This is a genomic window from Trichocoleus desertorum AS-A10 (genome assembly GCF_039962155.1).
GTDB lineage: Bacteria > Cyanobacteriota > Cyanobacteriia > FACHB-46 > FACHB-46 > Trichocoleus.
In genome coordinates this window covers 84,619-107,677 of the sequence record NZ_JAMPKN010000001.1, presented here as the reverse complement: position 1 = coordinate 107,677, position 23,059 = coordinate 84,619, and the positions used below count along the sequence as shown (strand labels likewise).

At 49.4% G+C, this 23,059-nt stretch carries 17 protein-coding genes and 1 tRNA gene; 11 read left to right on the top strand and 7 right to left on the bottom strand.

The features are described from left to right. Nucleotides 1-18 precede the first annotated feature (18 nt). The 3 genes from NDA01_RS00445 to NDA01_RS00435 all read left to right on the top strand — a co-directional run bounded on the left by NDA01_RS00445 (nucleotide 19) and on the right by NDA01_RS00435 (nucleotide 4,684). Nucleotides 19-2,619, top strand: a complete 2,601-nt coding sequence (locus NDA01_RS00445; protein WP_431193266.1) for a hybrid sensor histidine kinase/response regulator — start codon at nucleotides 19-21, stop codon at nucleotides 2,617-2,619. Next, nucleotides 2,620-3,708 carry a chemotaxis-specific protein-glutamate methyltransferase CheB gene (gene cheB / locus NDA01_RS00440; protein WP_348226475.1) on the top strand — a complete coding sequence of 363 codons (1,089 nt, stop codon included), beginning with the start codon at nucleotides 2,620-2,622 and terminating at the stop codon, nucleotides 3,706-3,708. 187 nt (nucleotides 3,709-3,895) lie between these two features. Further along, nucleotides 3,896-4,684, top strand: coding sequence for a response regulator (locus NDA01_RS00435; protein ID WP_348226474.1), 789 nt, complete (start codon nucleotides 3,896-3,898; stop codon nucleotides 4,682-4,684). A gap of 115 nt (nucleotides 4,685-4,799) precedes the next feature. Here NDA01_RS00435 and NDA01_RS00430 read toward each other — a convergent pair whose 3' ends face one another. Beyond that, a complete protein-coding gene (locus NDA01_RS00430) occupies nucleotides 4,800-5,204 on the bottom strand; it encodes a response regulator (protein ID WP_190432155.1) in 405 nt (134 codons plus the stop codon). Nucleotides 5,205-5,527: 323 nt separating this feature from the next. Here NDA01_RS00430 and NDA01_RS00425 point away from each other — a divergent pair. The 3 genes from NDA01_RS00425 to NDA01_RS00415 all read left to right on the top strand — a co-directional run bounded on the left by NDA01_RS00425 (nucleotide 5,528) and on the right by NDA01_RS00415 (nucleotide 7,723). Further along, a tRNA-Gln gene (locus NDA01_RS00425) sits at nucleotides 5,528-5,599 on the top strand. A 92-nt stretch (nucleotides 5,600-5,691) separates the two neighbouring features. Next, nucleotides 5,692-6,498: an HAD family hydrolase gene (locus tag NDA01_RS00420; RefSeq protein ID WP_348226473.1), complete on the top strand. Its 807-nt coding sequence runs from the start codon at nucleotides 5,692-5,694 to the stop codon at nucleotides 6,496-6,498. Nucleotides 6,499-6,508: 10 nt separating this feature from the next. Further along, nucleotides 6,509-7,723 (top strand): DNA double-strand break repair nuclease NurA, encoded by a 1,215-nt coding sequence (locus tag NDA01_RS00415; protein WP_348226472.1) that lies wholly within the window; start codon nucleotides 6,509-6,511, stop codon nucleotides 7,721-7,723. 92 nt (nucleotides 7,724-7,815) lie between these two features. Here the strand turns inward: NDA01_RS00415 and xseB are convergent, their stop codons facing one another. Together xseB and xseA are read right to left on the bottom strand one after the other, a co-directional pair. Next, nucleotides 7,816-8,109 (bottom strand): exodeoxyribonuclease VII small subunit, encoded by a 294-nt coding sequence (gene xseB / locus NDA01_RS00410; RefSeq protein WP_348226471.1) that lies wholly within the window; start codon nucleotides 8,107-8,109, stop codon nucleotides 7,816-7,818. Beyond that, the gene (gene xseA, locus NDA01_RS00405; protein WP_348226470.1) at nucleotides 8,106-9,374 is read right to left on the bottom strand and encodes an exodeoxyribonuclease VII large subunit; all 1,269 of its coding nucleotides are present in this window, start codon (nucleotides 9,372-9,374) and stop codon (nucleotides 8,106-8,108) included. The genes xseB and xseA overlap by 4 nt, the downstream gene beginning before the upstream one ends. Nucleotides 9,375-9,679: 305 nt before the next feature. Between xseA and recA the strand changes: the two genes are divergently transcribed. Further along, the gene (gene recA, locus NDA01_RS00400; protein WP_190432165.1) at nucleotides 9,680-10,753 is read left to right on the top strand and encodes a recombinase RecA; all 1,074 of its coding nucleotides are present in this window, start codon (nucleotides 9,680-9,682) and stop codon (nucleotides 10,751-10,753) included. Nucleotides 10,754-10,831: 78 nt separating this feature from the next. Here the strand turns inward: recA and murG are convergent, their stop codons facing one another. After that, complete coding sequence (murG, locus tag NDA01_RS00395) at nucleotides 10,832-11,926, bottom strand: undecaprenyldiphospho-muramoylpentapeptide beta-N-acetylglucosaminyltransferase (protein ID WP_348226469.1); 1,095 nt, start codon at nucleotides 11,924-11,926, stop codon at nucleotides 10,832-10,834. Nucleotides 11,927-12,076: 150 nt separating this feature from the next. On the opposite strand from murG, the gene NDA01_RS00390 reads away from it, so the two are divergent. After that, the gene (locus NDA01_RS00390) at nucleotides 12,077-12,982 is read left to right on the top strand and encodes a DUF8623 domain-containing protein (RefSeq protein ID WP_348226468.1); all 906 of its coding nucleotides are present in this window, start codon (nucleotides 12,077-12,079) and stop codon (nucleotides 12,980-12,982) included. Nucleotides 12,983-13,020: 38 nt separating this feature from the next. Beyond that, on the top strand, nucleotides 13,021-13,797 hold the full coding sequence (locus NDA01_RS00385; protein WP_431193265.1) for an SDR family oxidoreductase: 777 nt from the start codon (nucleotides 13,021-13,023) through the stop codon (nucleotides 13,795-13,797). A gap of 186 nt (nucleotides 13,798-13,983) precedes the next feature. On the opposite strand, the gene NDA01_RS00380 is transcribed toward NDA01_RS00385, so the two are convergent. After that, nucleotides 13,984-15,600 (bottom strand): 2-isopropylmalate synthase, encoded by a 1,617-nt coding sequence (locus tag NDA01_RS00380; RefSeq protein ID WP_431193264.1) that lies wholly within the window; start codon nucleotides 15,598-15,600, stop codon nucleotides 13,984-13,986. Nucleotides 15,601-15,681: 81 nt separating this feature from the next. Then, nucleotides 15,682-16,206 (bottom strand): LabA-like NYN domain-containing protein, encoded by a 525-nt coding sequence (locus tag NDA01_RS00375; RefSeq protein ID WP_190432173.1) that lies wholly within the window; start codon nucleotides 16,204-16,206, stop codon nucleotides 15,682-15,684. Between the two features lie 794 nt (nucleotides 16,207-17,000). Here NDA01_RS00375 and NDA01_RS00370 point away from each other — a divergent pair. Further along, nucleotides 17,001-19,430, top strand: coding sequence for a CHASE2 domain-containing protein (locus tag NDA01_RS00370; RefSeq protein ID WP_348226467.1), 2,430 nt, complete (start codon nucleotides 17,001-17,003; stop codon nucleotides 19,428-19,430). A 19-nt stretch (nucleotides 19,431-19,449) separates the two neighbouring features. Here the strand turns inward: NDA01_RS00370 and NDA01_RS00365 are convergent, their stop codons facing one another. Further along, on the bottom strand, nucleotides 19,450-21,309 hold the full coding sequence (locus tag NDA01_RS00365) for a FecR domain-containing protein (protein ID WP_348226466.1): 1,860 nt from the start codon (nucleotides 21,307-21,309) through the stop codon (nucleotides 19,450-19,452). Nucleotides 21,310-21,625: 316 nt separating this feature from the next. Between NDA01_RS00365 and NDA01_RS00360 the strand changes: the two genes are divergently transcribed. Further along, complete coding sequence (locus NDA01_RS00360; RefSeq protein ID WP_348226465.1) at nucleotides 21,626-23,056, top strand: hypothetical protein; 1,431 nt, start codon at nucleotides 21,626-21,628, stop codon at nucleotides 23,054-23,056. The last annotated feature ends 3 nt before the right edge of the window (nucleotides 23,057-23,059 follow it).

Sequence of the window (23,059 nt, the reverse complement as noted above, 5' to 3'; positions counted from 1 at the left end):
GTAGGTTGACCCCTAATTATGATGATCGACGACGATGAACTCCGGAGTATCTTTAAAACTGCCAGCGAAGAACATTTACAGCACCTCGAAGCAGGCTTACTGTATTTGGAGGAACATCCGAGCGATCGCACTAGATTAGAAGATTTACTGCGAGAAGCGCACAGCCTGAAGGGTGATGCCAACATGCTAGGAGTCAGAGATGTCGGCACCTTGGCGCACCAGATCGAAAATGTTCTAGGAACGGTTAAGCGGGGCAACATAAGGCTAGCGGCAGTGAGCGATCGCCTCTACTACGGCTTAGATGCAATCCGTAAATTAGTGCATGAATCAGTCACAGGAGAACCTGCTGACATTAATGCTTTCCACGTCCTCGCTCATTTAATGGGAGCACCGGAATCAGATTCCTCGTCCTCAGCCGTCTCTGCTGATCAATCTGCCAGTACCACGCTTGCCTTACCTACCGCCACAGATCTCCAGGAAATTCCCACTGATACATCTTTAGTAGCGAGCAACAGCGCTAGGGATACCGCTGAAGTAGTAAACGGCCACCTGATACAGCCTGTTGACGCAGAAACTCCACCAGATACTAAAGATGCTAATTCTGCTGATTCAGCCACAACAATTCCCTTGATTGCCACTGAGGGATTACCTCACGAGGGCAGCCATGTGGTTATCGGCGAATTTGTGACTGCTGATCTGGGAGAAAACAGCGGGGACAACGGTTATCATCTCCCCTCAACTCAAGAGCCTCCGACTCTCAACTCCACAGCAACTCCTGCGGCCCTCCCTCAAACTCCAGCAACAAATTTGCCATCAGCGGCTCCAGCGATCGCGGATGCTAACAATTCAGGTGGCTACAAGATTGAAACAATTCGAGTTGAGACGCAAAAACTCGATGCTTTGATGATCCAGACAGGTGAGCTAACCGTGACTAAAATCCGGGTGGCTCATCGCTTAAGTGAGATTGAAGCGATCGCGAGTTTGTGGGAAGAATGGAGTCGCGATACCTTTGTCAATCGGTTTGTCTTCAGTTCTAGCGATCGCCCCGCCACCCAGAGAGACCTCAAACAACTGCAAACGTTTTACCAACGGACAGAAGAACGCCTGGACCGTCTTGGATTGCTCATTAATCGCTTAAAGAGTGATGCCTACGAGGATAATGCCCGCCTAGATATTGTGGCGAGCGAACTGGAAGAAGGCGTTCGGACTCTGCGCCTCTTGCCACTATCCACAATTTTTCAATTGCTGCCGCGCATCGTGCGAGACTTAGCCAAGCAACAAGGCAAAGAAGTCAATTTGATCATTGAGGGTGGCGAAACCCGGGCTGATAAGCGGATACTGGAGGAAATGAAAGACCCCTTGATGCACATGGTTCGCAACGCCATTGATCATGGGATAGAATCTCCCGCAGAACGAGAAAAATTAGCCAAGTCTCGGCAGGCTACGATTCGCCTCAAGGGCTACCAAACCGCCACCAATATCGTCATTGAAATCAGTGATGATGGTCGGGGTTTAGATGTTGAGAGTATTAGGCAGACAGCCCTCAAACGAGAGGTGATTCGAGAAGCAGATTTGGCCGTTATGACTCCCAGCCAAATTCAAGCACTCATCTTTTCGCCCGGATTTTCCACCCGAAACTTTGTTACCGAAATTTCTGGCCGAGGGGTTGGGCTAGATGTGGTCCGCACCAATGTCGAGCGCCTCAAGGGGACCATTCAAGTAGAGTCGCAGTTGGGTCGAGGTTGCACCTTCCGCATCCAAATGGGCACAACCTTAGCCACAGCTCATGTGCTAATTGTAGAAGTGCAGGGGCGGCCTTATGCGATCCCCGTAGAAGCCGTGCATACGACTTTATTAGTGCAACCTCATGAGATTTTTGCCATTGAAGGGCGGGAAACCGTTATCCTGGCAGACCAACCTGTGTCGATTGTGAAATTGGCGGATTTGCTAGAACTAAAATCAAGTCCACCGTCGCGTCCTGCCCAGCCTGGTTTCAGCTCCAAGTTATTACCCTGTATCATCTTGAAGGTGGGCAGCGATCGCGTCGGGCTACTGGTAGAGGCTCTACTCGACGAACAAGATGTGGTCCTCAAACCCCAAAGCAAATTACTCAAGCGAGTCCGGAATGTGGCTGGAGCAACGATTTTAGGAACTGGGGAAGTTTGCATGGTGCTCAATCCCCAAGATCTGCTCAAGTCAGTGCGACAGCGAGCTACCACTTTGGTTCCCAAGGCCTTTGCAGAAGTGCAAGCACCCAAACAAGTAGTTTTGCTCGTAGAAGATTCGATCACCATTCGGACTCAAGAGAAGCGCATTTTGGAGAGTGCTGGTTACGAAGTGGTGACAGCAGTGGATGGCTTAGATGGCTTCAACAAGCTGAGAAATCGTGAATTTGATGCTGTAATTTCTGATGTGCAAATGCCCAACTTGGATGGTTTGGGGTTAACTGCTAAGATTCGTCAGCATAAAGAATATAGCGAGCTGCCAATTATTTTGGTCACGTCTTTAGCAACCGATGAGGATAAGCGCCGAGGAGCAGAAGCGGGAGCCAACGCCTACATTACAAAAGGTACTTTTGACCAGAAGGTGTTACTAGACACCTTGAGGAGACTTGTTTAGATGTCGTCTTTGCCAATTCGGGTTTTTCTGGTAGAAGATTCTCCAGTATCTCTGGTTATCCTGCAACGGATGCTTTCTTCTTCAACAGACATTCAAGTTGTTGGAACCGCCCGGAATGGTATTGAAGCTTTGCAACTGATTCCCCAAGTGGAACCGACCGTCATTTGCACAGATTTCTATATGCCAGGGATGGATGGGCTAGAGTTTACCAAGCAAATCATGGCAGAGTATCCTCGCCCCATCTTGGTAATTAGTGCCTCTGTCCAGCCTGACAACACGCATAATATCTTTCAGCTGCTAGAAGCGGGAGCGGTGGATGTCTTTCCAAAGCCCGGTGCAGGATTGGCTACTGATTACGAGCTAGTTAAGCAGGAATTAATCACTAAGATTAGAGTCCTGTCTGGTGTGACTGTCTTTACGAAGCAGCGTCGCTTCCCGATGACTCAGTCTTCAGGAAGTATACCCAGTAGCAACCATCCAACCTCTACAGGGTCGCGTATAGGCTTGAGTACAGGGCCAAAGCGAGTACTAGCCATTGGAGCATCTACAGGTGGACCCCAAGCACTGCAAGCAGTTTTGAAACCACTACCTGCCAGCTTGCCCTTCCCAGTCTTGTGTGTGCAGCATATCAGCGAAGGATTTTTGCAGGGATTAGTAAATTGGCTCAAGGCTGAATGTCGATTGCATGTCAAAATTGCTCAAGCGGGTGAAGTACCACTCGCAGGAACGGTATATTTTGCTCCGGAGCGATCGCATTTAGAACTCGATCGCCAAGGTAAGTTCCTTTGCTCAGTTTCGCCCTTGGTAGATGGGCATCGCCCCTCAGTCACGGTGACCTTTAACTCTGTGGCCAAGTTTTATGGTAAGGCGGCGATCGGTACCCTGTTGACTGGAATGGGCCGAGACGGCGCTGAGGGCATGCGAGCGATCGCTGAAGCAGGCGGCCTCACCATTGCTCAAGATGAGAAGAGTAGCATCGTGTTTGGTATGCCTAAGGAAGCGATCGCGCTGGGGGCCGCACAGCACGTACTACCCGTCAATGACATCGCCAATTTTATTACTAGCAAAGTCTTGCCCAAAAAGTTGTAGTTGCCAAAAACCAAAAGCAAAAGTTTGTAGGAGCGGCTGAAATCGATACAGACCGTGATCTTACTCACTGCATAACCTGTCGAAATAGGTAATAAACAGAGAAAATATTTAAGTATGCTATTTAACTAAGTGCGTTAACTAAGCAGGATTAGCTCAGTAACTTTCAGAGGAATCTGTACTCGTTTCCATGACAGACCTATCGAAGCTTAAAATTCTGTTAGTAGAAGATAGTCCTGTCAGCCAGAGAGTCGTGGTTAGACAGCTTAAGAACCTAGGTTGCGAACCTGATGTAGCAACTAACGGTCAAGAAGCTTTGGCGCTCATGGCTCAGGCAAATTACACCATCGTCCTGTTAGATTGTCAGATGCCTGTCTTGGATGGCTACGCTACTGTGGCCGCAATCCGTCGCCTAGAAGGGCAAAATCGACAAGCCGTAGTGATTGCGATGACTGCCAATGATGTCCAGGGAGAGCAAGAAAAATGCCTTCATGCGGGCATGAACGACCTTCTCAACAAACCTTTTAACGAAGCTCAACTCGTTGACAAGTTAAAGCGTTGGAGTCACGCTTGGGTGTGTGACGCGATCGCGCCTCCAGAGACGGAGCCAGTTACAGAAACTGCAGGGGTTGTGACGCCTGAATTAGCTACAAGAGTTGGCTTAGACCTCGATCGATTTCAACGCATCACTCGTGGCAATGGCGTATTTCAGCAACAAGTGCTACAGCTATTCCTGCAAGATACTCGGAAAAACGTTTCTCTGGCCAAGGCAGCCGTACTGGCTCAAGACTTTAAGACCCTAGAGCACAAAGCTCATCAAATTAAAGGAGCTAGCGCTAATGTTGGGGTCAAAGTCATTCAAAACCTAGCTGAGCGCATGGAAAAGCAGATTCAACAAAGAAGTTGGGAAGAGATCACAACAGGCATTACTGAAATTGAGCAAGCCTTGAACGAGATTGACAGTCTGATTGCCGCTTAACTTAGCTTGGTTCAGACCGATAAAATACTGGCTCGAAAATAAGTTCTCGCAAAATATAGGCTCTGGTCCTAGATATTCAAGCCAAAGTCTTCCAGAAATAGCCTTGCAGCCAACTTTAGTTGGAGCTGCCCGGAGCCTGAGCGCCAACAAATTTTTGGATTAACTGGCGCAATTGAGTGGCATCAAACGGCTTAGTCAAATATTCTGATGCGCCTGCGAGCCGCCCTTGAACTTTATCAAAAGCGCGATCGCGGGCCGTCAGCATAATGATGGGCAACGCCTCAAACTGAGGTAATTTACGCACTGTGCGGCAAAACTCTAGGCCATCAATGCCTGGCATGGAAACATCTAGAAGTAAAAGCGCTACCTTTTCACGGCCTAGAACTGACAAGGCATCTACAGCGCTATCGGAAACCAAAACCCGATAATCTACCGCCAAAACTCGCTTAATCAGTTCTTGCATGACAACGCTGTCATCTACGGCAAGAATCGTTGCTTGATAACCTAAATCTGAGGACATATTCCTATCTCTAGTCTGCTGACGCAGTCTAAATGAACGCAATGGAGCGAAATAACCCAAGGAGGGCATGCGAACTGAAACTAGAAGCGATGGTTCGGTTGCATATCCTTATTGTCGCCTCCAACCAATCGATTTAACCTGAGAGTGCCCAGTTTTCCCCGCGGACCAACAAGAAACGCGATCGCGAAGACGATGAAAACTTCGTAGCAGTGATGCTTCATCTGAGTTAGCAAGCGGAAGTTTGAAAAAAAGTTAAGTTAGTGGCTGGAAAGTGCTTGACAGACTATGGGATTTTGCTGCTATTATTGTCAATGTGAATCCAATGGGGCGTCGCCAAGTGGTAAGGCAGCGGGTTTTGGTCTCGCCATTCCTAGGTTCGAATCCTAGCGCCCCAGTTGTTAAATCCAAATGATTATACTTTATTCTAAGCAGTTTATTGCCATAGGTGAGATAGTTCTTACCTAAAGCGCAGTTTAGAATCTAAGTTATGTCCCCAAGTGCACCAAGAGTCCTTGCCCTTGACTTTGATGGAGTTCTTTGTGACGGGTTGCTGGAATATTTTCAGACCGCATGGCGAACTTACTGGCACCTTTGGAATAGCCCTCATGCTGTAGCCAATCTAGAAGCTAGTCAAGAAGTGGCTGAGCTGTTTTACCAACTCCGTCCAGTCGTGGAAACAGGTTGGGAAATGCCAGTTCTAATCCAAGCGATATTGCTAGAGATTCCGACTGCTAAAATTTTTCAAGATTGGCCTGCGATCGCCCAAGAAATCTTAACTGAAAGTAACCTACAGGCCGTAGAAGTTGCTGCTGCTCTCGATCAAGGGCGCGATCAATGGATTGCTACCGATTTGAGTAGCTGGTTAGCTCTACATCGCTTTTATCCTGGAGTGATTGCTCGACTTCAGCAATTTCTGTCTACGTCAGGGCAACCTGTGATCGTGACTACGAAGGAAGGGCGGTTTATTGAGCAACTGTTGCAGCAGCAAGGCATTGAGTTAGCTCCCAACCAAATTTTTGGCAAAGAAGTGCAGCGGCCCAAACACCAAATTTTACGAGAGTTGCTGGCGACCCCTAAATATCACCTCACAAATGCTGCTGAGTTGTGGTTTATTGAAGACCGCTTAAAAACCTTACAATCGGTACAAAAGCAGCCTGATTTAACAGAAGTCCAGCTTTACTTAGCAGATTGGGGTTATAACACCGCCACAGACCGCAGCCTGGCTGCTCAAACCTCTCGGATTCAACTGCTCTCTCTCGCTCAATTTAGCCAAGAGTTTGCTGCTTGGCCCTAGGAATTGCCCCATGCTTGATCTGACTAAACTAGCGCAGCAGATGCAGGGAATTAGCCAGCACTTAGCGGACGAAGCAACTGCTTCGCGGCAGCGCTTGGAACTAGCCCAAAAATTACTAACCCAAGCTCAATCTCGGCAAGCAGAACTCGTCTTGCAACGACAAACCTGGAGCGATCGCCTGGGCTTTGCAGCAGCGGAACCTGTAGAACCACTCACCACAAGAGTTAATTTAGGAGTTGCCCCTGCCATTCATACTGCGATCGCCACCGATGGATCGCAAATTGCTCCCAGCCACCACGAGATTGCTTACTGCTACTTGATTAATGTCGGGCGAGTCGTGCTGCATTACGGGCAGAGCTTGCATCCTTTGTTGGATAGCTTGCCAGAAGTGTTCTACCGTCCTGAAGACCTTTACGTTTCCCGCCAATGGGGAATTCGCACTGAGGAATGGATGGGGCATCGCCGTACTGTCTCAGAAGCGACGGTATTGGCAGACTTGGCGTGCCAGGTAAAGGATGAAGTAGAAAGCAAGCAAGATGAGAAACAGGAGGCAGGACAAGTCCCCCTGCTGGCGATGGTAGATGGTTCGCTAATTTATTGGTTTTTGGAAGCGCTGCCGAATGAAGCTCGCGATCGCTTGTTGCCAGAGATTTTACAGGCTTGGGAGCAACTGCGATTAGCCAAAATTCCCCTCATTGGTTATCTCAGTGCTTCTCGGAGTGGTGAAGCCCTCAACTTCTTACGCTTACAAACCTGCCCTCACCCTGCCCCTGACTGCGCCACGCATTGCCCTGGCCAAAGCGATCGCGCTCCTTGTCATGTGTTTGACCCGCTACGAGATATTGCGCTGTGGTCCGCATTTCTCGAACCAGGACAACGTAGCCCGCTTTGGCGCAGTTCGGCTCGGATTTTAGATCTGTATGGTCCTCATAACATCTACTTTTGCTACGTCCACGTGGGCACTGAAATTGCCAGAGTAGAGTTTCCTGCTTGGGTGGCGGAAGATACTACTTTGTTAGAGATGGCCCTCAGCTTAACCCTGGCTCAAGTGCAGAAGGGCTACGGGTATCCAGTCGTGTTGGCGGAGGCCCATAACCAAGCGGTGGTTCGGGGCGGCGATCGCTCTCGCTTTTTTGCACTACTAGAGCAGCAAATGATTCGAGCGGGGCTACGAAATATTGGTACGTCCTACAAGGAAGCGCGCAAACGGGGCAGTATCGCCTAAAGAGCCACGCTATTTAATAACGACGAGAAAAACCGGCGATCGCTTCAACAGAGGTTAGCTTCCGGGGGAGTTAGCTACCAGTGGGGCAAGTCTTAGTAAGATTCAGACTCATCGACTAATTTTTCAATCAGCAAATCCATCTGCTGCTGACGCTGACGCAAAAAAGTTTCGCATTGCCGCAGTTGGTCAATTGCGATCGCAAATTGATCAAAAACCTCAACGAGATCTAGATCGCCTGCCTCAATCTGACCAATAATCGTTTCAATTTGGTCCACCGTTGCTTCATAACTCCAGTCCACCTGGGATAAAGCAGAGGGTGAATTGGCACTGGCTGCGGGGTCAGTTGTCTTAGAAGTGCTTTGATTCAAGCTTGTTAGGTCGTTCATAGTACAGTTGAAGACTCACTGGCATTAGGGTTTGCCGGCAAAATTTCGGTCACTTGAACTTTGAGCTGACCTTGCCCTAGGTTAATCGATAGCTCTTGGCCTAAGTGTAACCCCGTGGTAGAGCGGGTAATGGTGCCATCTCCCTGCCTGACTATGGCATACCCTCGATGCAGAACTGACTGGGGATCAAGATTGGTCAACTTTTGCTGTAAGGTTTGACAGTGATGCGTGGCTTGTTGGGATTGCCGTAGGGCACCTTTAATTAATTCTTGACGCAGCCACGCCAAGTTGCCTACCTCCCGTTGTAATTGCCGCTCTAGTGGCAACCTACGCAGGCGATCGCGCAACTGGCGTAGTTCTTCCTCTACTCGGCCAAACTGATGGTTCGCTGCCTCTTGTAAAGCCATCGCTCGCTTCTGATGTTGCGTGTAAAGGTCAGCTAATTGTGGCACAGCTTGCTCTGCGGCGGCTGTGGGGGTGTGAGCATACACATCTGCGGCTAAATCTGCCAACGACTCATCCCGCTGATGCCCAATGCCAGCAATCACGGGAATGGCACAGTTGGCGATCGCTCGCACCACCCGTTCGTCATTAAAGCAGGCCATATCTTCAGTCGCACCGCCGCCACGGGATAAGATCAGTACCTCAGCTCGTCCATCCCGCTCAACCCGCTCGATCGCATTCACAATTGAGACGGGGGCTTGATCCCCTTGCACTAAGGTGGGTGAAAACAGCACCTTTAAACCGGGATAACGGCGCTTCAGAGTTCGTTGAATATCTCCCCAAGCCGCAGCCCGCGGAGATGTGATGACAGCAACGGTTTGTGGATGTGAGGGGAGCGATCGCTTGCGTTGGGGATCAAACAATCCTTCCGCTTCTAGCCGATGCCGCAACTGGCGGTATCGTAAAGCTCTTAAGCCCTCACCAGCCGGTAGTGCTTGCCAAACAATTAATTGATAGTGCCCCCGTTGAGGATGTAGATGAATCCGCCCTAGAATAATGATCTGTTCGCCTGGGGTGGGTAGGGTTACTACTTTGCCGAGCTGACTGCTCCAAACCACACAGCTGATGGCAGCCTTAGCATCCGGATCTTGTAACGTAAAAAACAACCCACTCCGATAACGGTTAGCACTCGAAACCTCTCCAGTAACCCAAATCTGCTGCAACTGACTGTCTTGCTCTAGCAGGGCTTGAATATAGGCGGTCAGACCTGCCACTGAAAGTGCTGTATCGGGAACTAGGAGATCGGGAAGGTAGAAGGTCATCGTAACATCATCTAGGGGCTATGCCCTCGTCATAGGGGTCTACCGAAGTGCCTGAAAACCTTAATTCTTTTTTAGTACGTTCGTACTGAAAACAAGGTAAAATTTTAGAGGGAGCAATTAGACTGCTTTGCCTGTTTCCAGAGTAACGAGACTTCAGCTAATTGGATAGATAAATTTAACTCTATTACGGTAATTTCGCTGCTGTTGTCACCCTCATATCGGCTCTAAATTTCTAGAATAGAGTCTCACCCCTCTGTCTTGTCCAGCCTGTTACATCCTGCAAAAAATCCTGTCTTGAGGCGTTAATGGCTACCAAAATTACTGATAACCCCGATAAGCAAAAAGCCCTAAGCCTAGTGCTCACTCAAATTGAGCGTAACTTTGGTAAGGGGTCGATCATGCGTTTGGGAGATGCTACCCGGATGCGGGTAGAGACGATTCCCACTGGAGCGTTGACCCTCGACTTGGCCTTGGGTGGGGGGTTACCCAAGGGGCGGGTAATTGAGATTTACGGCCCTGAAAGTTCCGGAAAAACGACCCTAGCGCTGCATGCGATCGCGGAAGTGCAAAAAGCCGGGGGAATCGCCGCCTTTGTAGATGCCGAGCATGCTCTTGACCCATCCTATTCCGCAGCGTTGGGCGTTGATATCGAGAATTTGCTGGTTTCCCAACCCGACACAGGCGAAGCAGGTCTAGAAATTGTTGATCAACTCGTTCGCTCTGCTGCTGTCGATATTGTCGTAATTGACTCGGTAGCAGCCCTTGTACCGCGCGCAGAAATTGAAGGCGACATGGGTGACATCCACGTCGGTCTCCAGGCTCGGTTGATGAGCCAAGCCTTGCGGAAAATCACTGGCAATATTGGTAGATCGGGTTGTACTGTCGTTTTCCTTAACCAGTTGCGTCAGAAAATCGGCGTAACTTATGGCAATCCTGAGACTACAACAGGCGGTAATGCTCTCAAGTTCTACGCCTCGGTTCGCCTCGATATCCGCCGAATTCAAACCTTGAAGAAAGGCACTGAAGAGTTTGGGATTCGGGCTAAAGTGAAGGTCGCTAAAAACAAAGTGGCTCCACCTTTCCGCATTGCTGAATTTGATGTCATTTTTGGCAAAGGAATTTCGACGCTGGGTTGCTTGATTGACCTCGCAGAAGAAATGGGCGTGATCACTCGTAAAGGCGCTTGGTACAGCTACAACGGCGAGAACATCAGCCAAGGCCGTGATAATGGTATCAAGTACATGGAAGAAAACCCCGAAGTTGCTAAAACCGTGGAGCAGCAAGTCCGCCAGAAGCTCGAAATGGGTGCTGTGGTTTCGGCTAACTCCGTAGCTCCCCTAGAGGTTGAGGACGAAGAGGCTTTTGTTGAAGAAGAATAAACCTAACTCCCCACCCCTTCCGTAATAGGGAATGGCAGCAAGATTTAGATAATTTGCCTCCTTGAAAAGGGAGGTTTTTTATTGGCGTTTTTTCTCGATTAATTGCCGTACCAGAACGGCTAATTGCTCGGCGCTGTCGGCGACGGCGAGGGACTCTGTTTTGGTTGCCATCTCTTGCAAGAGATTAGGCGATCGCAGCAGCTCTAGCACTTTTGTTTCTAGTAGTTCTGGGGTCAGGTCTGCTTGGCGATAGACTTGGGCGGCTCCTGCCGCTGCAAAAATACCAGCATTATGCGCTTGGTGATCTTCGGCAGCAAAGGGGTAAGGAATTAGAATCGAGGGGGTGCCTGTAATGGCTAGCTCCGTCAGCGAACCCGCTCCAGCGCGGCTAATCGCTAAAGTAGCTCGTTGAAACAATCCAGCCATGTTGTCATAGAACGGCAAGGCGAAATAATGCGGATGTTGCAAGCTTTGCGCCTCTGGATCACTGTCACCTGTGAGGTGAACTATCCAGGCACCTGCCTCTAGCCAAGCGGGGGCACACTGGCGCACGAGCCGATTGACTGCAAGGGCCCCTTGGCTACCACCAACCACCACAATTAATGGGACATCAGCGGGAATAGGCAGATCTTCCAACGGCTGAGCGGCCGCGGCTCGGAACTGCGATCGCACTGGAGTTCCGACGTAGACGTTGTGAGCTTTAGGCAAATATTGGGCTGCGCTTTCAAATCCCAAGGCTACGGCTGTACACCAAGGGCTAAACCAGCGTGTGACTTTTCCAGGTAGGGCATTGGATTCGTGCAGAATGACGGGTAAGCCAAGCGATCGCGCCGCAATGATGCTCGGTCCCGCAATATAACCGCCTGTCGTGAGTACGCCTTGAAAATTGCCTTGCTTGAGTAAGCGGCGCACCTGTCCAATCGAGCGAATTAAACGGAAAAGAATTTTGAGCGTCCCTAAACCTAGCCGTTGTTGAAAGCCTTCGACCGGGATGGTTCGGAGCGGATACTGAGCGGGAACGAGTTGAGTTTCGAGCCGATTCGGTACACCTAGCCACTCGATTTTGTAGTCAGGGAGTTGCTCTGCTACTGCGATCGCCGGAAACAAGTGACCGCCAGTGCCACTCGCTGCGATGAGTAATCGAAGAGGAGAATTTGCCGCAGGACTATTCATGGGACACAGTTCAACTACTAGGCGATCGCTTAGGGTACTCTACAATGCAGGAAGCAGTTACAGGCTGCGATTGGAGATCAAACTGTCCACATCGCCGACTTCGCATCCAAAACGTTGATCGTTGCTACTCAACTATCCAGGCTATCACTTATGCACAACTCGCTCACGGGTCTATGCCGCAATCTCCAACCTAACTCCCGCCACATCCGGGCAAAAGCAGGGACTTGGCCGCTCCTGGGTCTGCTGACGCTAGGATTGACTGTTTTTGCGGGAGAGGGAGTGCAACCTGTAGCAGTGCAGGCTCAAACTAGACCAGTAGCGCCAGCCACGACAACCCCAGCGGCCCCAGCACCCCTGAAGAATTTACTGGCTCAAATTGATGCGGCTGCCAATAGCCACAATCTTTCGGAAGTCATGAAGTTCTACGGCTCAAACTTCAGTCACTCAGACGGTTTAACGCGCCAAGGAGTTGAAAAAGCCTTAGCGGCGTTGTGGAAGCAGTATCCCCAGATCAACTATCGCACCGAGCTAAAGTCCTGGAAAGCCGAAGGAAGAGGCTTTACGGCGGAAACAGTGACTTACATGAGCGGCGTGCAGCAATTAGGTGAGCGGAACTTAGTTCTGAACACAACTCTGCGATCGCGGCAACGGCTGGAAAACCAGAAAATTGTGCGGCAAGAGGTTCTAGCTGAGGAGACTCAGTTGACCACGGGAGAAGCGCCCCCCCGCGTAGAAATCACGCTGCCAGAACAAGTGCGGCCCAACCAGGAATACAGCTTCGATGCGATCGTGCGAGAACCCTTGGGAGACAGCCTCCTCTTAGGAGCAGCCGTAGAAGAACCGATCAAACCGAACAATTATCTCAACCCCGCTACGTTCAACCTAGAGCTGCTGTCGGCAGGCGGCATTTATAAGGTGGGTCGCGCACCTGCGAGACCAGAAGATCGCTGGATCTCAGCGGTTTTAGTGCGAGAAGATGGCATGACGATTGTGACTCAACGCTTACGAGTCGTAGGTCAACCTGTTGCCGCTCAACCTCCCAAACCTTCACGGTAAGCTGAATCTGATGTGAGTCAGCAAGCTGAGATTGGGGTGTGATTGTGGTTGCGATTAAAGATCAAGTCGTTTTAATTACTGGGGCTAGCAGCGGCATTGGAGCGGCTTGTGCCAGAGCTTTTGCTGAGGCTCGGACCAAGCTGGTGTTGGCGGCTCGTCGGCGCGATCGCTTAGAACAGTTGGCAGATGAGCTAAATCAAGAGTTTGCTAGCGAGATTCATCTGTTGCAGTTGGATGTGCGCGATCGCTCTCAAGTAGAAGCTGCCCTCCAATCGCTGCCCGACTCTTGGGGCAACATTGATATTTTGGTCAACAATGCGGGCCTAAGCCGTGGCTTGGACAAGCTCTACGAGGGCAATGTGCAAGATTGGGAGGAGATGATTGACACCAATATCAAGGGCTTGCTCTATGTGACTCGCTCTGTGGTGCCTGGGATGGTGGCGCGAGGCCGAGGGCATGTGATCAATATTGGTTCGATCGCTGGGCATCAAACCTACCCTAATGGCAATGTTTACTGTGGTACCAAAGCGGCTGTGAGAGCGATTTCGGAAGGGCTAAAGCAAGATTTGTTGGGTACACCTGTGCGAGTCAGTTCTGTTGACCCTGGTTTGGTGGAGACAGAATTTAGTCAGGTGCGATTTCATGGGGATACGGAGCGGGCTGAGAAGGTATATCAGGGGCTAATACCTTTAACAGCTGAGGATGTGGCGGATGTGGTGTTGTTTTGTGCGACTCGTCCGGCGCATGTCAATTTAAGTGAGGTTTTGTTGTTGCCAACGGATCAATCGGGGCCAACGTTGGTGCATCGACGTTAGTTAATCCGAGCCTTGAGGGCACCTGCCCTCAAACTCCCGCTGAGGGACGGTTGCGTCCCCCAGACCTCCTCCAAACGAAGCTATGTGTGAGTGTTTCGAGTTTGGGCGATCAGAAATCTTACTCTCTCACTCCTCACTTTCTAGCTCTTCACTTCTTCATCCCTCATCCTTCCTACTTCATCCTTCTTAGACTTCCGCTCCAATTCTCTCGGCGTGAGGGACGTTGGTGGGGGCGCTAATGGCGGCATAGAGACGGTTGAGGGCGTTGACGTATGCTTGGGCGGAGGCCACGATGATGTCGGTGTTGGCCGCTCGCCCGGAGAAGACGCGATCGCCGTGCCGTAAGCGAATCGTGACTTCACCGATTGCATCGATTCCAGCAGTGACGGATTGCACTGAGAACTCAATCAGTTCGTTGGGCACGTTCACCACGCGGTTGATGGCTCGGTACACAGCATCCACAGGGCCAGTGCCGATCGCGGCATCGGTGAGTTCTTCGCCTTCGGGGGTGCGGAGGCTGACGGTGGCGGTGGGACGGGCGCGATCGCCACAGGAAACCTGCACTAGTTCTAGCCGGAATAGTTCAGGAGCCTGCTGAATTTCGTCGTTGACAATGGCTTCCAAATCCCAATCTGATATTTCTTTCTTCTTATCTGCTAGCTCTTTGAAGCGAACAAAGGCTTTATTCAAGTCTTGATCCGACAGCTCAAAGCCCAATTCTTTTAAGCGAGTGCGGAAGGCGTTGCGACCTGAGTGCTTACCTAAGACGATTTGGTTATCGGTTAGCCCAATGGATTGGGCATCCATGATTTCGTAGGTAAGCTTGTTCTTCAGCACTCCATCTTGGTGAATCCCCGACTCATGAGCAAAGGCATTGGCACCGACGATCGCCTTATTGGGCTGCACCAACATGCCAGTCAAGTTAGAAACCAAGCGGGAGGTCTTGTAGATCTGGCGGGTGTCGATATTGGTCAGAGATGCTTCTGAGTCAGCAGGACGACCGAGGAAGGGGTTAAAGTACTGCCGCCGCACATGCAAAGCCATCACCAATTCTTCTAGAGCGGCATTGCCAGCTCGCTCGCCAATGCCGTTGATGGTGCATTCTAGTTGGCGGGCTCCATGTTTCACGGATTCTAGGAAGTTGGCGACGGCTAAGCCGAGGTCGTTGTGGCCGTGAACGGAAATGATGGCTTGGTCGATATTAGGGACGTTTTCTTTAATGCCGCGAATCAAAGCGCCAAATTCGCTGGGTACGGTGTAGCCAACGGTATCAGGGATATTAATGGTGGTGGCACCTGCGGCGATCGCCCGCTCTAGCACTTGATACAAAAATTCTGGTTCAGAGCGACCTGCATCTTCAGGCGAGAACTCCACGTCATCAATTAAGGATTTGGCATAGCCGACCATTTCTTCCGCGATCGCCAGCACTTCAGAGCGAGACTTCTTCAGTTTGTGCTTGAGGTGAATATCCGAGGTGGCAATAAAGGTGTGAATCCGACCATGAGCCGCTGGCTTGAGGGCTTCTGCTGCGGTCTGGATATCTTGACGAGTCGCTCTAGCCAAACCACAAATCACCGGGCCTTGTTCGATCCCTACAGTCTGAGCGATTTTCTGGACAGCTTCAAAGTCTCCAGGGCTGGCAAAAGGAAATCCTGCTTCGATGACATCAACTCCCAGACGAGCCAGTTGTCGGGCGATGGTCAGCTTCTCCTCCACGTTCAGCGTGGCTCCGGGCGACTGTTCACCATCACGCAAGGTCGTATCGAAAATAATAATTCGGTCTGGTTGGGGTTGAATTTTCATAGCAGATTTAGCCAACTTGAGTGCAAGTGGACAACACTTTTCTTATTCTAAGGAACCCCGCTGACGTTTAAGGTGCAACTTTTAGAACTGAGAATCGAATTTCTCAATTTTGGGCCGAATATCGTTGAGGTCGATATAGCGATCGGTGGCGTTGCGGAGTTCACGAGCAATCATGCCCTCTGTTGATACCACTGTGATATGAGTACTCTTGGAGCGGAGTAGCTCGATCGCCCGCTCGAAATCACCATCCCCACTAAACAAAACCACGCGATCGTACTGCTCAACTGTGTTGAACATATCGATCACAATCTCTATATCCAGATTGGCTTTTTGCGAGTAACGACCCGAATTATCGTCGTAATACTCTTTCAGAATTTTGGTGCGGACGGTATAGCCTAGACTAATTAGAGCGTCACGAAAGCCACGTTGGTCTTGAGGATCTTTAATTCCGGTATACCAAAAAGCATTGACCAACATGACATCCGGATCATTTGTAAAATGTTCCAAGACACGTCTTGGATCAAAAAACCAACCATTTTTTTGTTGCGCATAGAACATATTGTTCCCGTCTACAAAAATAGACAGACGGTTCATTGAGCAAGGCATAGAAGCTTAGACCTAATAAAAATTAGAGAATTAATTTGAAAGTTATGGACTTTATCTACTTGTCTATATAGGTGGTCTACTAGGCAATTGTAGTTAGCCCACATTAGAGCAGTTACTTGTGGATAGAGTCTAGGTGCCTGCGGAATTTATATCTAATCAGTTCTCTATTAGCTGCTATTGTCTCTTGGCTCTACCTCTATCGAGCGAGATAAAGTTGAGCCATCCTAAAGTATGTTTATGAGGGTGCATAATTTTGGGTTGTAGGTTGTTGTAGGTTATTTAATGTAAGTGTACAGAATATAACTCTAGAGGTTGTTATCAGTTCATCTACATTGAGGCGGGTTTGTATATAAGCTTCAGATTTCTGGGGAACTAAGCCCCTTTAGACTGCCATCATTATAGAGACCTACTCTCTAAGATGCATCTGGGGAAAACCTCAAGAACTGACTTAGGGTTCTAGCTTGAGATATGTTTCTATTTTTAGCTTTACGGCTCGGCCTGCTGACCGCAACTACTTATACTAGAGTTCTCTAGTTTCGTTGAATGCCATCAAACAAGAAAGCGGATGGTTCCTCCATAGGCACAGTATTACATAAAGATAACCTGTGCTCTTAGTCAGGGTTTGCTAAGTTGATTAGAAAGAACTCGTCCAGGTTAAGCAAATCTAAAAGCGATTAAATCCTATTCCTGAACATTGATAACTCATCTCCAAACCAACTGAAATTGCTTAACTTCAAACGAGTGACAACGCCATAAGTCTCTGGATGAAACCAGCTAAATCACTGAGACAACCCATGCCAAAAGAACGAAGTTTGCTGCCAGCGCAGAAAAACATTGGTACTACAGTTCGGCCTTTAGTAACTGAAAAGGTAAAGTCAACGAAGCCTGCACAGCGGTTTCTGAATCTGACTAACTTGGGGCACATCCTAACAGGCGTCTGGGCAGCAGCAGCAGCGATCGCGACGGCCACCAATATTCCGCTAGGCCAAATTATGGAGCGGCAAGCTCAGACACTCTTTTTTGAGCTGCGTGGCCCTGTTCCTGCGCCTGAAAACATTGTGATTTTAGCGATCGATGACAGTTCGCTAAAAGTGACTCATTTGGAAGAGTTAAAAGAGGGATTTCCTTGGAAGCGAGTGGCCTATGCTCAAGCCATTGATCGCTTAATGGGTGCGGGAGCTAAAGCGGTGGCTCTGGATGTTGAATTTCCAGGCATCAGCCGTTTTGGCGTTGCAGACGACGAACAGTTTCTCCGCAGCTTAAAGCGCCATGCAGGTCGAGTCGTATTAGCGGCTAAGTATGAGGAAAGCATTAACGACAGTATGGTTGAAGACTCACAAGGCATCACGACACAGTTAGCCTTTCCATACTTTTATCCCCAAGTCCCTTCCCTTGCACTGGGGTCGATTAATTTCTTAATTGAGCCAGATAATAAAATTCATCGTTTAGGTAGTCAATATTCTCGTGTTCTATCCCCAGCTCTATTTCCGCAAGAACCCGAATTTGGACTAAATCAAGGCATTCCTGACTTCGCTGAGGCAACACTTAAGGCAGCCCAAGTTTCAATAAGCACGCCAAAAGGAGATCATATCTTCTTCTACGGCCCCCCAGGTAAGTTTAGGCCAATTCCATTTTGGAAGGTTCTTGACTCTGGGCATTGGAGCGGTTTTGAGCAGAACAAGTTTTTCCAGAACAAAATCGTTCTAATCGGAGCAACGACTAACGTTATGGAAGACTCTTGGCCGACGCCTTTTTCGGCGAATTGGCTGTTTCCTCAAGCGATGCCAGGGGTAGAAATTCATGCCAATGCGATCGCTACTTTAATGGAAGGTCGGGCGATCGCAGACGGGATTCCCGATCGATCGCTACAAGGAGTTTTTTGCTTAGTTGGTAGTATCGGTGTCGGTTTTTTATTGAGCTTCCCCAAGCGACCCTGGCTTCGGTGGCTGTTAATCATTGCCGCTCCTTTGAGCTGGGGGGGCGCTACTTACCTCATCTTTTCCTACGGTGGGTTGATCTTGCCAACGGCCTTACCAATCACCGCGATCGCTTTCAGTGGGCTTTCCTACACATTCGCTAGCTCCACCCTTGAGCATTTCAAGAAGCTAAAGTTATGGCATACCCTTAAAAAATATATTGATTCTCCTATCGTCCAAACCATTATTAGCCAAAGCGACCAGGGAGATATCGGAGATATATTCGAGGAGCGAGTAGGTACGAAACTTGATGGTCGGTATGTAATCACAAAGGTTCTAGGGTCAGGCGGATTCGGCGAAACCTACATTGCTGAAGATACCCGGCGTCCTGGCAATCCTCAGTGTGTTGTGAAGCGACTGAAAACAGCCACCAACAACATCAATCTTTTGGAGATGGCAAAAAGGCTGTTTATCGGAGAGGCCGAAACTCTAGAGCGTCTTGGTAAGCACGATCAAATTCCTCAACTATTGGCGTATTTTGAGGAGAAGGAAGAGTTTTACCTAGTTCAAGAATTTATTCCTGGCCGTCCTTTAAGCCACGAATTAACTTTAGGTAGACAGCTACCCGAAGCTCAAGTTATTGACCTACTTAAAGACTTGTTGCAAGTTCTTGCCTTTGTCCACAGTCAAGGCGTTATCCACCGAGACATCAAGCCTAGCAACATCATTAGACGGTTAACGGATGGCAAGCTAGTCCTGATTGATTTTGGAGCTGTAAAGAGAATTCCTCACCTAGCCGAAAATGACACGCCAGACAGCATCACGGTTGGTATTGGTACTCAGGGATATATGCCCAGCGAACAATATGCTGGTACTCCGCGCTGCAATAGCGATCTGTATGCTCTCGGTATCACAGCCATCCAAGCCCTAACTGGCATCCCCCCCAGTCAGTTCAAAAAAGACCAAGCAACTGAAGAAGTATTGTGGCAGCATAAAACTGAGGTGAGCCATGAACTAGCAATCATACTCAGCAAACTCGTGCGTTATCACTTCAGCCAGCGCTACCAATCTGCCACTGAAGTTTTAGAAGCACTCCGAAAGCTAACAACTACTAATCATTCAACTAGTTTTAGCGCAGCGAATGGGCTTTCCCCTCTAGATATAGCCCATATGGATGTGGATGTCTCTACAGACCCAGTGTCGCTGACAGATGCTGCATTTTCTACAGTTGCTTGGCCCAATACTCTTGAAGGAGAAACAGAATCCACGGAGATCAGTGACCCCGTGGATAGTTCAGTAGATAGCTAAGGCGATCGCCTTAGTCTATTCATTTGTCAATTGGAACCCGGCCAGGAAACTTGCCCTCGGTTGCCCCACCACCTGGGAAGACACCATCATTGGCTTTACCAGGAAATTTACCATCATTGGCTTTACCAGGAAAATCACTACCCGGTGTTCCGCCATTAGATGGCGTATTGCCAGTTGGATTGGTTGGATCTGTAGGTTGACCTCCGCCAGTCGGATTGATTGGATTGGATATAGGGTTAGCAGGCGTTGCTGGAGCTTGGCCAGGGAAATCGCCTCCCGTATTTCCTCCGCCAGGGAAGTTACCTCCGGTGTTTCCTTGGCCAGGGAAATTACCTGGCAAAGTCGGATCAATCGGCACTACTGGCACTCCTGATCCGGGTTCAACCAAGATAGGTGGACTCGGAATGATTACATCCGGTGAGCCGCCTGGGGGAGTATCAGTGAAAGGGCCTGGTAAAGCGTCAATAGGAGGAGTTACGTCGGGCTGGCCAATACCTGGAGCATCTCCTTGAGTTTGACTGGGAAGGCTGGATCCTGGAGTAACAGGAGAATTGGGGTTAGGAAGGGTATCAGGTTGCTTAGGCACCACGGGCAGCTCATCCGTGGGCGAAGGGGGCGTTATGCCTCCTGAAACGCCCCCTTCTACTACGATAGGGGGCGTATTTGACCCTTGGTCAGGGGTGGGTGCTTCGGTGGGGGGAGTGGGTGTAGTGACTACGGGCGGCGTAGGAGTGCTAGGTTGCGAAATTGGAGTTGCTGGCTCTATGCGGCGAGGGTTGAGCAGTCTGGTGTCTGTTGGAGCAACCGTCCTTGGTCTCTGCCCTAAGGAGTCTAGGGGACGGGGAGTTGAAGTGACTGGAGTGGGTTCAGGCGGTGAACTGATAACGGGGTTGTCGCTAGGAAGTGGGTTTTGAGTAGAGGTGACTGGCTCCGGCGGTTGAGTCGCAGGTGGGGTAGTGCCAGCGACAGGTGGAACGCTACCAGAACCAGTCCCAGGTTGTTGAGGTGAGGCTACGGTTTGATCGGATTGAGTTTTCTCTGGGTCGATAGCTCGGCGTACATCCACAGAATTGAAGATGCGATCGAGATTATTATCCGGGAAACCAGCTAACTCAGAGGGCAAACGGACAAAGGTTGGGTTTTCGATGACGTTTGCGTTTTTGAAGGAGGACTGGCCTTGCAAAGCCTCTACTGTCTCAGCTCGAACTGCCGCGATCGCCTCATCTGAGGGACTAGCAGCATCCTTTTGCGTGAGATTCAGCCCTTTGACTAAATCACTGGTTTCATAGAAGGTATTGAGATCAAAGTCGTAGACTTGCTCAATCCGGTTTTTGACTATAACCGCCAACTGGCCAGCTCGTAAGCCTTGGCTTTGAGAAGCATCACGGTTATAAATTACCATTGGCCCTTGCGGGTTATTGGTCAGTGCCCCAACCAAGGTGGTATCTGTGTCAGGAATATAGCGGACAAACAAAGCAGAACCTTTAATGCCCGCCGCTGCATTGGGGGTTCTTACTCCTGTAGGACCACGACCAGGCGGAATGAGGAGTAACATCGTGCCATTAGAGAGCTGAAATGTACGGGCATTAGGCACGAAACGAAAAACGGCTTGCTCACCCACACGAGCTAAAGAACCGTCATTAAAACGTAGCTCTGCTAGAGAAGCACGCGCCGTTGCTAGAGCATCGCCAGGAGCCATTGCATCAGAAACTCGTGCCGATCGAACAGGTCGGCTTTTTTGCATTAACTGCACACGATTCCGGAGTGCCTGAATGACAGCACGAGTCAAGGGAGTTTTGGCATCCGCAGGCTGCGGAAAGCTCCCAATAGTTAGACCCGACAGCATCAGAGCAAGGAACAGAGCTAATTTTTGAGACATAAGCGGTTCCTGGCGGTGCAACATCAAAATTTTATATGAAAGTTTTCCGATTTCCGTATATTTCCCTAAGGAAATATACATACAATCCAAGATTTGAATCTATTGACGAAAATTTTCGTCCGTTCTTTACTAACCAAGATGAACAAATTAGCTGGATTTCGTCTATTCCCTATATTAGGAATCACAACTTATCGGTAGGCATCCATTCAGGCGACGATCAACTTAGTTTGGTAGTTCCCTAAAACAAAAAATTTAAGCTAAAAACCCTGATTTATATTTCGTACCACCCTAGCAACTAAGGAGAATTACTTCTACGATGAGTTTCGGCTGGTTTTTCAGTAAATATACGGTATCCAACTTGCAAGTTTATCTACGCTTGTTTTATCATCCGCACCTCAGACTTTGGCAACACCTAGGTCTATGGCTGAGTCTTGCAGGTAGTTCAGCTTGTGCTACCGCAGCAACTGTTCCAATTCCGGAAGCTACTGTTGAGCCAACAGCCAATCCGGTTGTTTTGCCGCTGCCAAAATTTTTACAACCTGATAATAGCCTAGGAACAAAGCAGGATTCTGTATCCTTAGATGTAGGCTTCAGTTTACCAACCGTTGAAACTGAGATCCTATGGTCAGAGGTGACAGTAGAGCCATCCTTGACCAATCCAGCCTTAGCGAATCAAAACTTGCCGCTGAGATATCTGTCTCAGCTAAACGCGCCTTCTGAGGTTGAGGTGCAATCGCAGCAAGAGCGTCACCTGGAGCAAACATTAGCAGATCCAGAGCTGGGTAATTTGCGGTTGCAAAAACCAGGCGATGCCGCCCAGGAAAGTTCGGGAGAGCCAGAAGAGCCTGGAAAAACTACTGGTAATGAGTCTGATACATCTGATACAACAAATACAAGTAACTCTGAAGCAGAGCCACAAGCTGCTGATCCTGAGTTAGGCAACTTGCGCCTACAGGAGTCTGTAGAGAACAGCAATCAACAACTTGACCCAGAACTCGGTACACTGCGCCTGAGACAACAACCTGTGCAGGCTGTTCGTTCCCAGCGAACTGTTTACTTGCAAGGTCGGGTTGATTTTTTCCAAAGTGACAACATTTTTTCCAGTGTTGACCCCATTAATGACAGCTTGATTCGCACGGGACTGAGCCTGTGGGCAACTCCAGCGATCGGGCCTAAAACCTATTTAATTGGCTCTATCAATGCCAATCTGATCAAATATGCCAACTTGGATGACTTCGACTACAACGAAGTACGGGTTGGGGCATCCATCTATCAACAACTCACTCCCAAAATGTACGGGGAGGTGGGCTTAAGCAATCAACAGTTATTTACGGCTGGAGGCGGCGATCGCTTCCTAAATGACAACTCCATCCGTCTGGGTCTGGGCCGCCGAGATTCTCTTGGCAGCGCGGTAACCATTGATAGCTTCTACCAACTGCGCTATAGCTTTGCTGATCCGAGCGATCGCAGCCGAGTGGTCAATGCCTTGGGCGCATCCCTGAATTACAACCCAACTAGTAAAGTTCAGACAGGGCTGGACTATCAGTACGTACTATCGAGCTTTACGGAGCAAGGACGGGAGGACAACTATCACCAACTACTGGCTCGCCTAAGTTATGACTGGTCTCGCAACAGTCGCATTACGGTATTCGGAGGCTTTGGCTTCGGCAACTCTTCTAATCGCAATGTAAATTTTGACAGCTCTATTCTGGGCGTCAGCTTATCTATTAACCTGCCCCTTTTCTAACTC

Bases quoted from the DNA above. Each gene is read 5' to 3' on its own strand.
- NDA01_RS00445 (WP_431193266.1), top strand. From the start codon at position 19: ATGATGATCGACGACGATGAACTCCGGAGTATCTTTAAAACTGCCAGC.
- cheB (WP_348226475.1), top strand. From the start codon at position 2,620: ATGTCGTCTTTGCCAATTCGGGTTTTTCTGGTAGAAGATTCTCCAGTA.
- NDA01_RS00435 (WP_348226474.1), top strand. From the start codon at position 3,896: ATGACAGACCTATCGAAGCTTAAAATTCTGTTAGTAGAAGATAGTCCT.
- NDA01_RS00430 (WP_190432155.1), bottom strand. From the start codon at position 5,204: ATGTCCTCAGATTTAGGTTATCAAGCAACGATTCTTGCCGTAGATGAC.
- NDA01_RS00420 (WP_348226473.1), top strand. From the start codon at position 5,692: ATGTCCCCAAGTGCACCAAGAGTCCTTGCCCTTGACTTTGATGGAGTT.
- NDA01_RS00415 (WP_348226472.1), top strand. From the start codon at position 6,509: ATGCTTGATCTGACTAAACTAGCGCAGCAGATGCAGGGAATTAGCCAG.
- xseB (WP_348226471.1), bottom strand. From the start codon at position 8,109: ATGAACGACCTAACAAGCTTGAATCAAAGCACTTCTAAGACAACTGAC.
- xseA (WP_348226470.1), bottom strand. From the start codon at position 9,374: ATGACCTTCTACCTTCCCGATCTCCTAGTTCCCGATACAGCACTTTCA.
- recA (WP_190432165.1), top strand. From the start codon at position 9,680: ATGGCTACCAAAATTACTGATAACCCCGATAAGCAAAAAGCCCTAAGC.
- murG (WP_348226469.1), bottom strand. From the start codon at position 11,926: ATGAATAGTCCTGCGGCAAATTCTCCTCTTCGATTACTCATCGCAGCG.
- NDA01_RS00390 (WP_348226468.1), top strand. From the start codon at position 12,077: ATGCACAACTCGCTCACGGGTCTATGCCGCAATCTCCAACCTAACTCC.
- NDA01_RS00380 (WP_431193264.1), bottom strand. From the start codon at position 15,600: ATGAAAATTCAACCCCAACCAGACCGAATTATTATTTTCGATACGACC.
- NDA01_RS00375 (WP_190432173.1), bottom strand. From the start codon at position 16,206: ATGCCTTGCTCAATGAACCGTCTGTCTATTTTTGTAGACGGGAACAAT.
- NDA01_RS00370 (WP_348226467.1), top strand. From the start codon at position 17,001: ATGCCAAAAGAACGAAGTTTGCTGCCAGCGCAGAAAAACATTGGTACT.
- NDA01_RS00365 (WP_348226466.1), bottom strand. From the start codon at position 21,309: ATGTCTCAAAAATTAGCTCTGTTCCTTGCTCTGATGCTGTCGGGTCTA.
- NDA01_RS00360 (WP_348226465.1), top strand. From the start codon at position 21,626: ATGAGTTTCGGCTGGTTTTTCAGTAAATATACGGTATCCAACTTGCAA.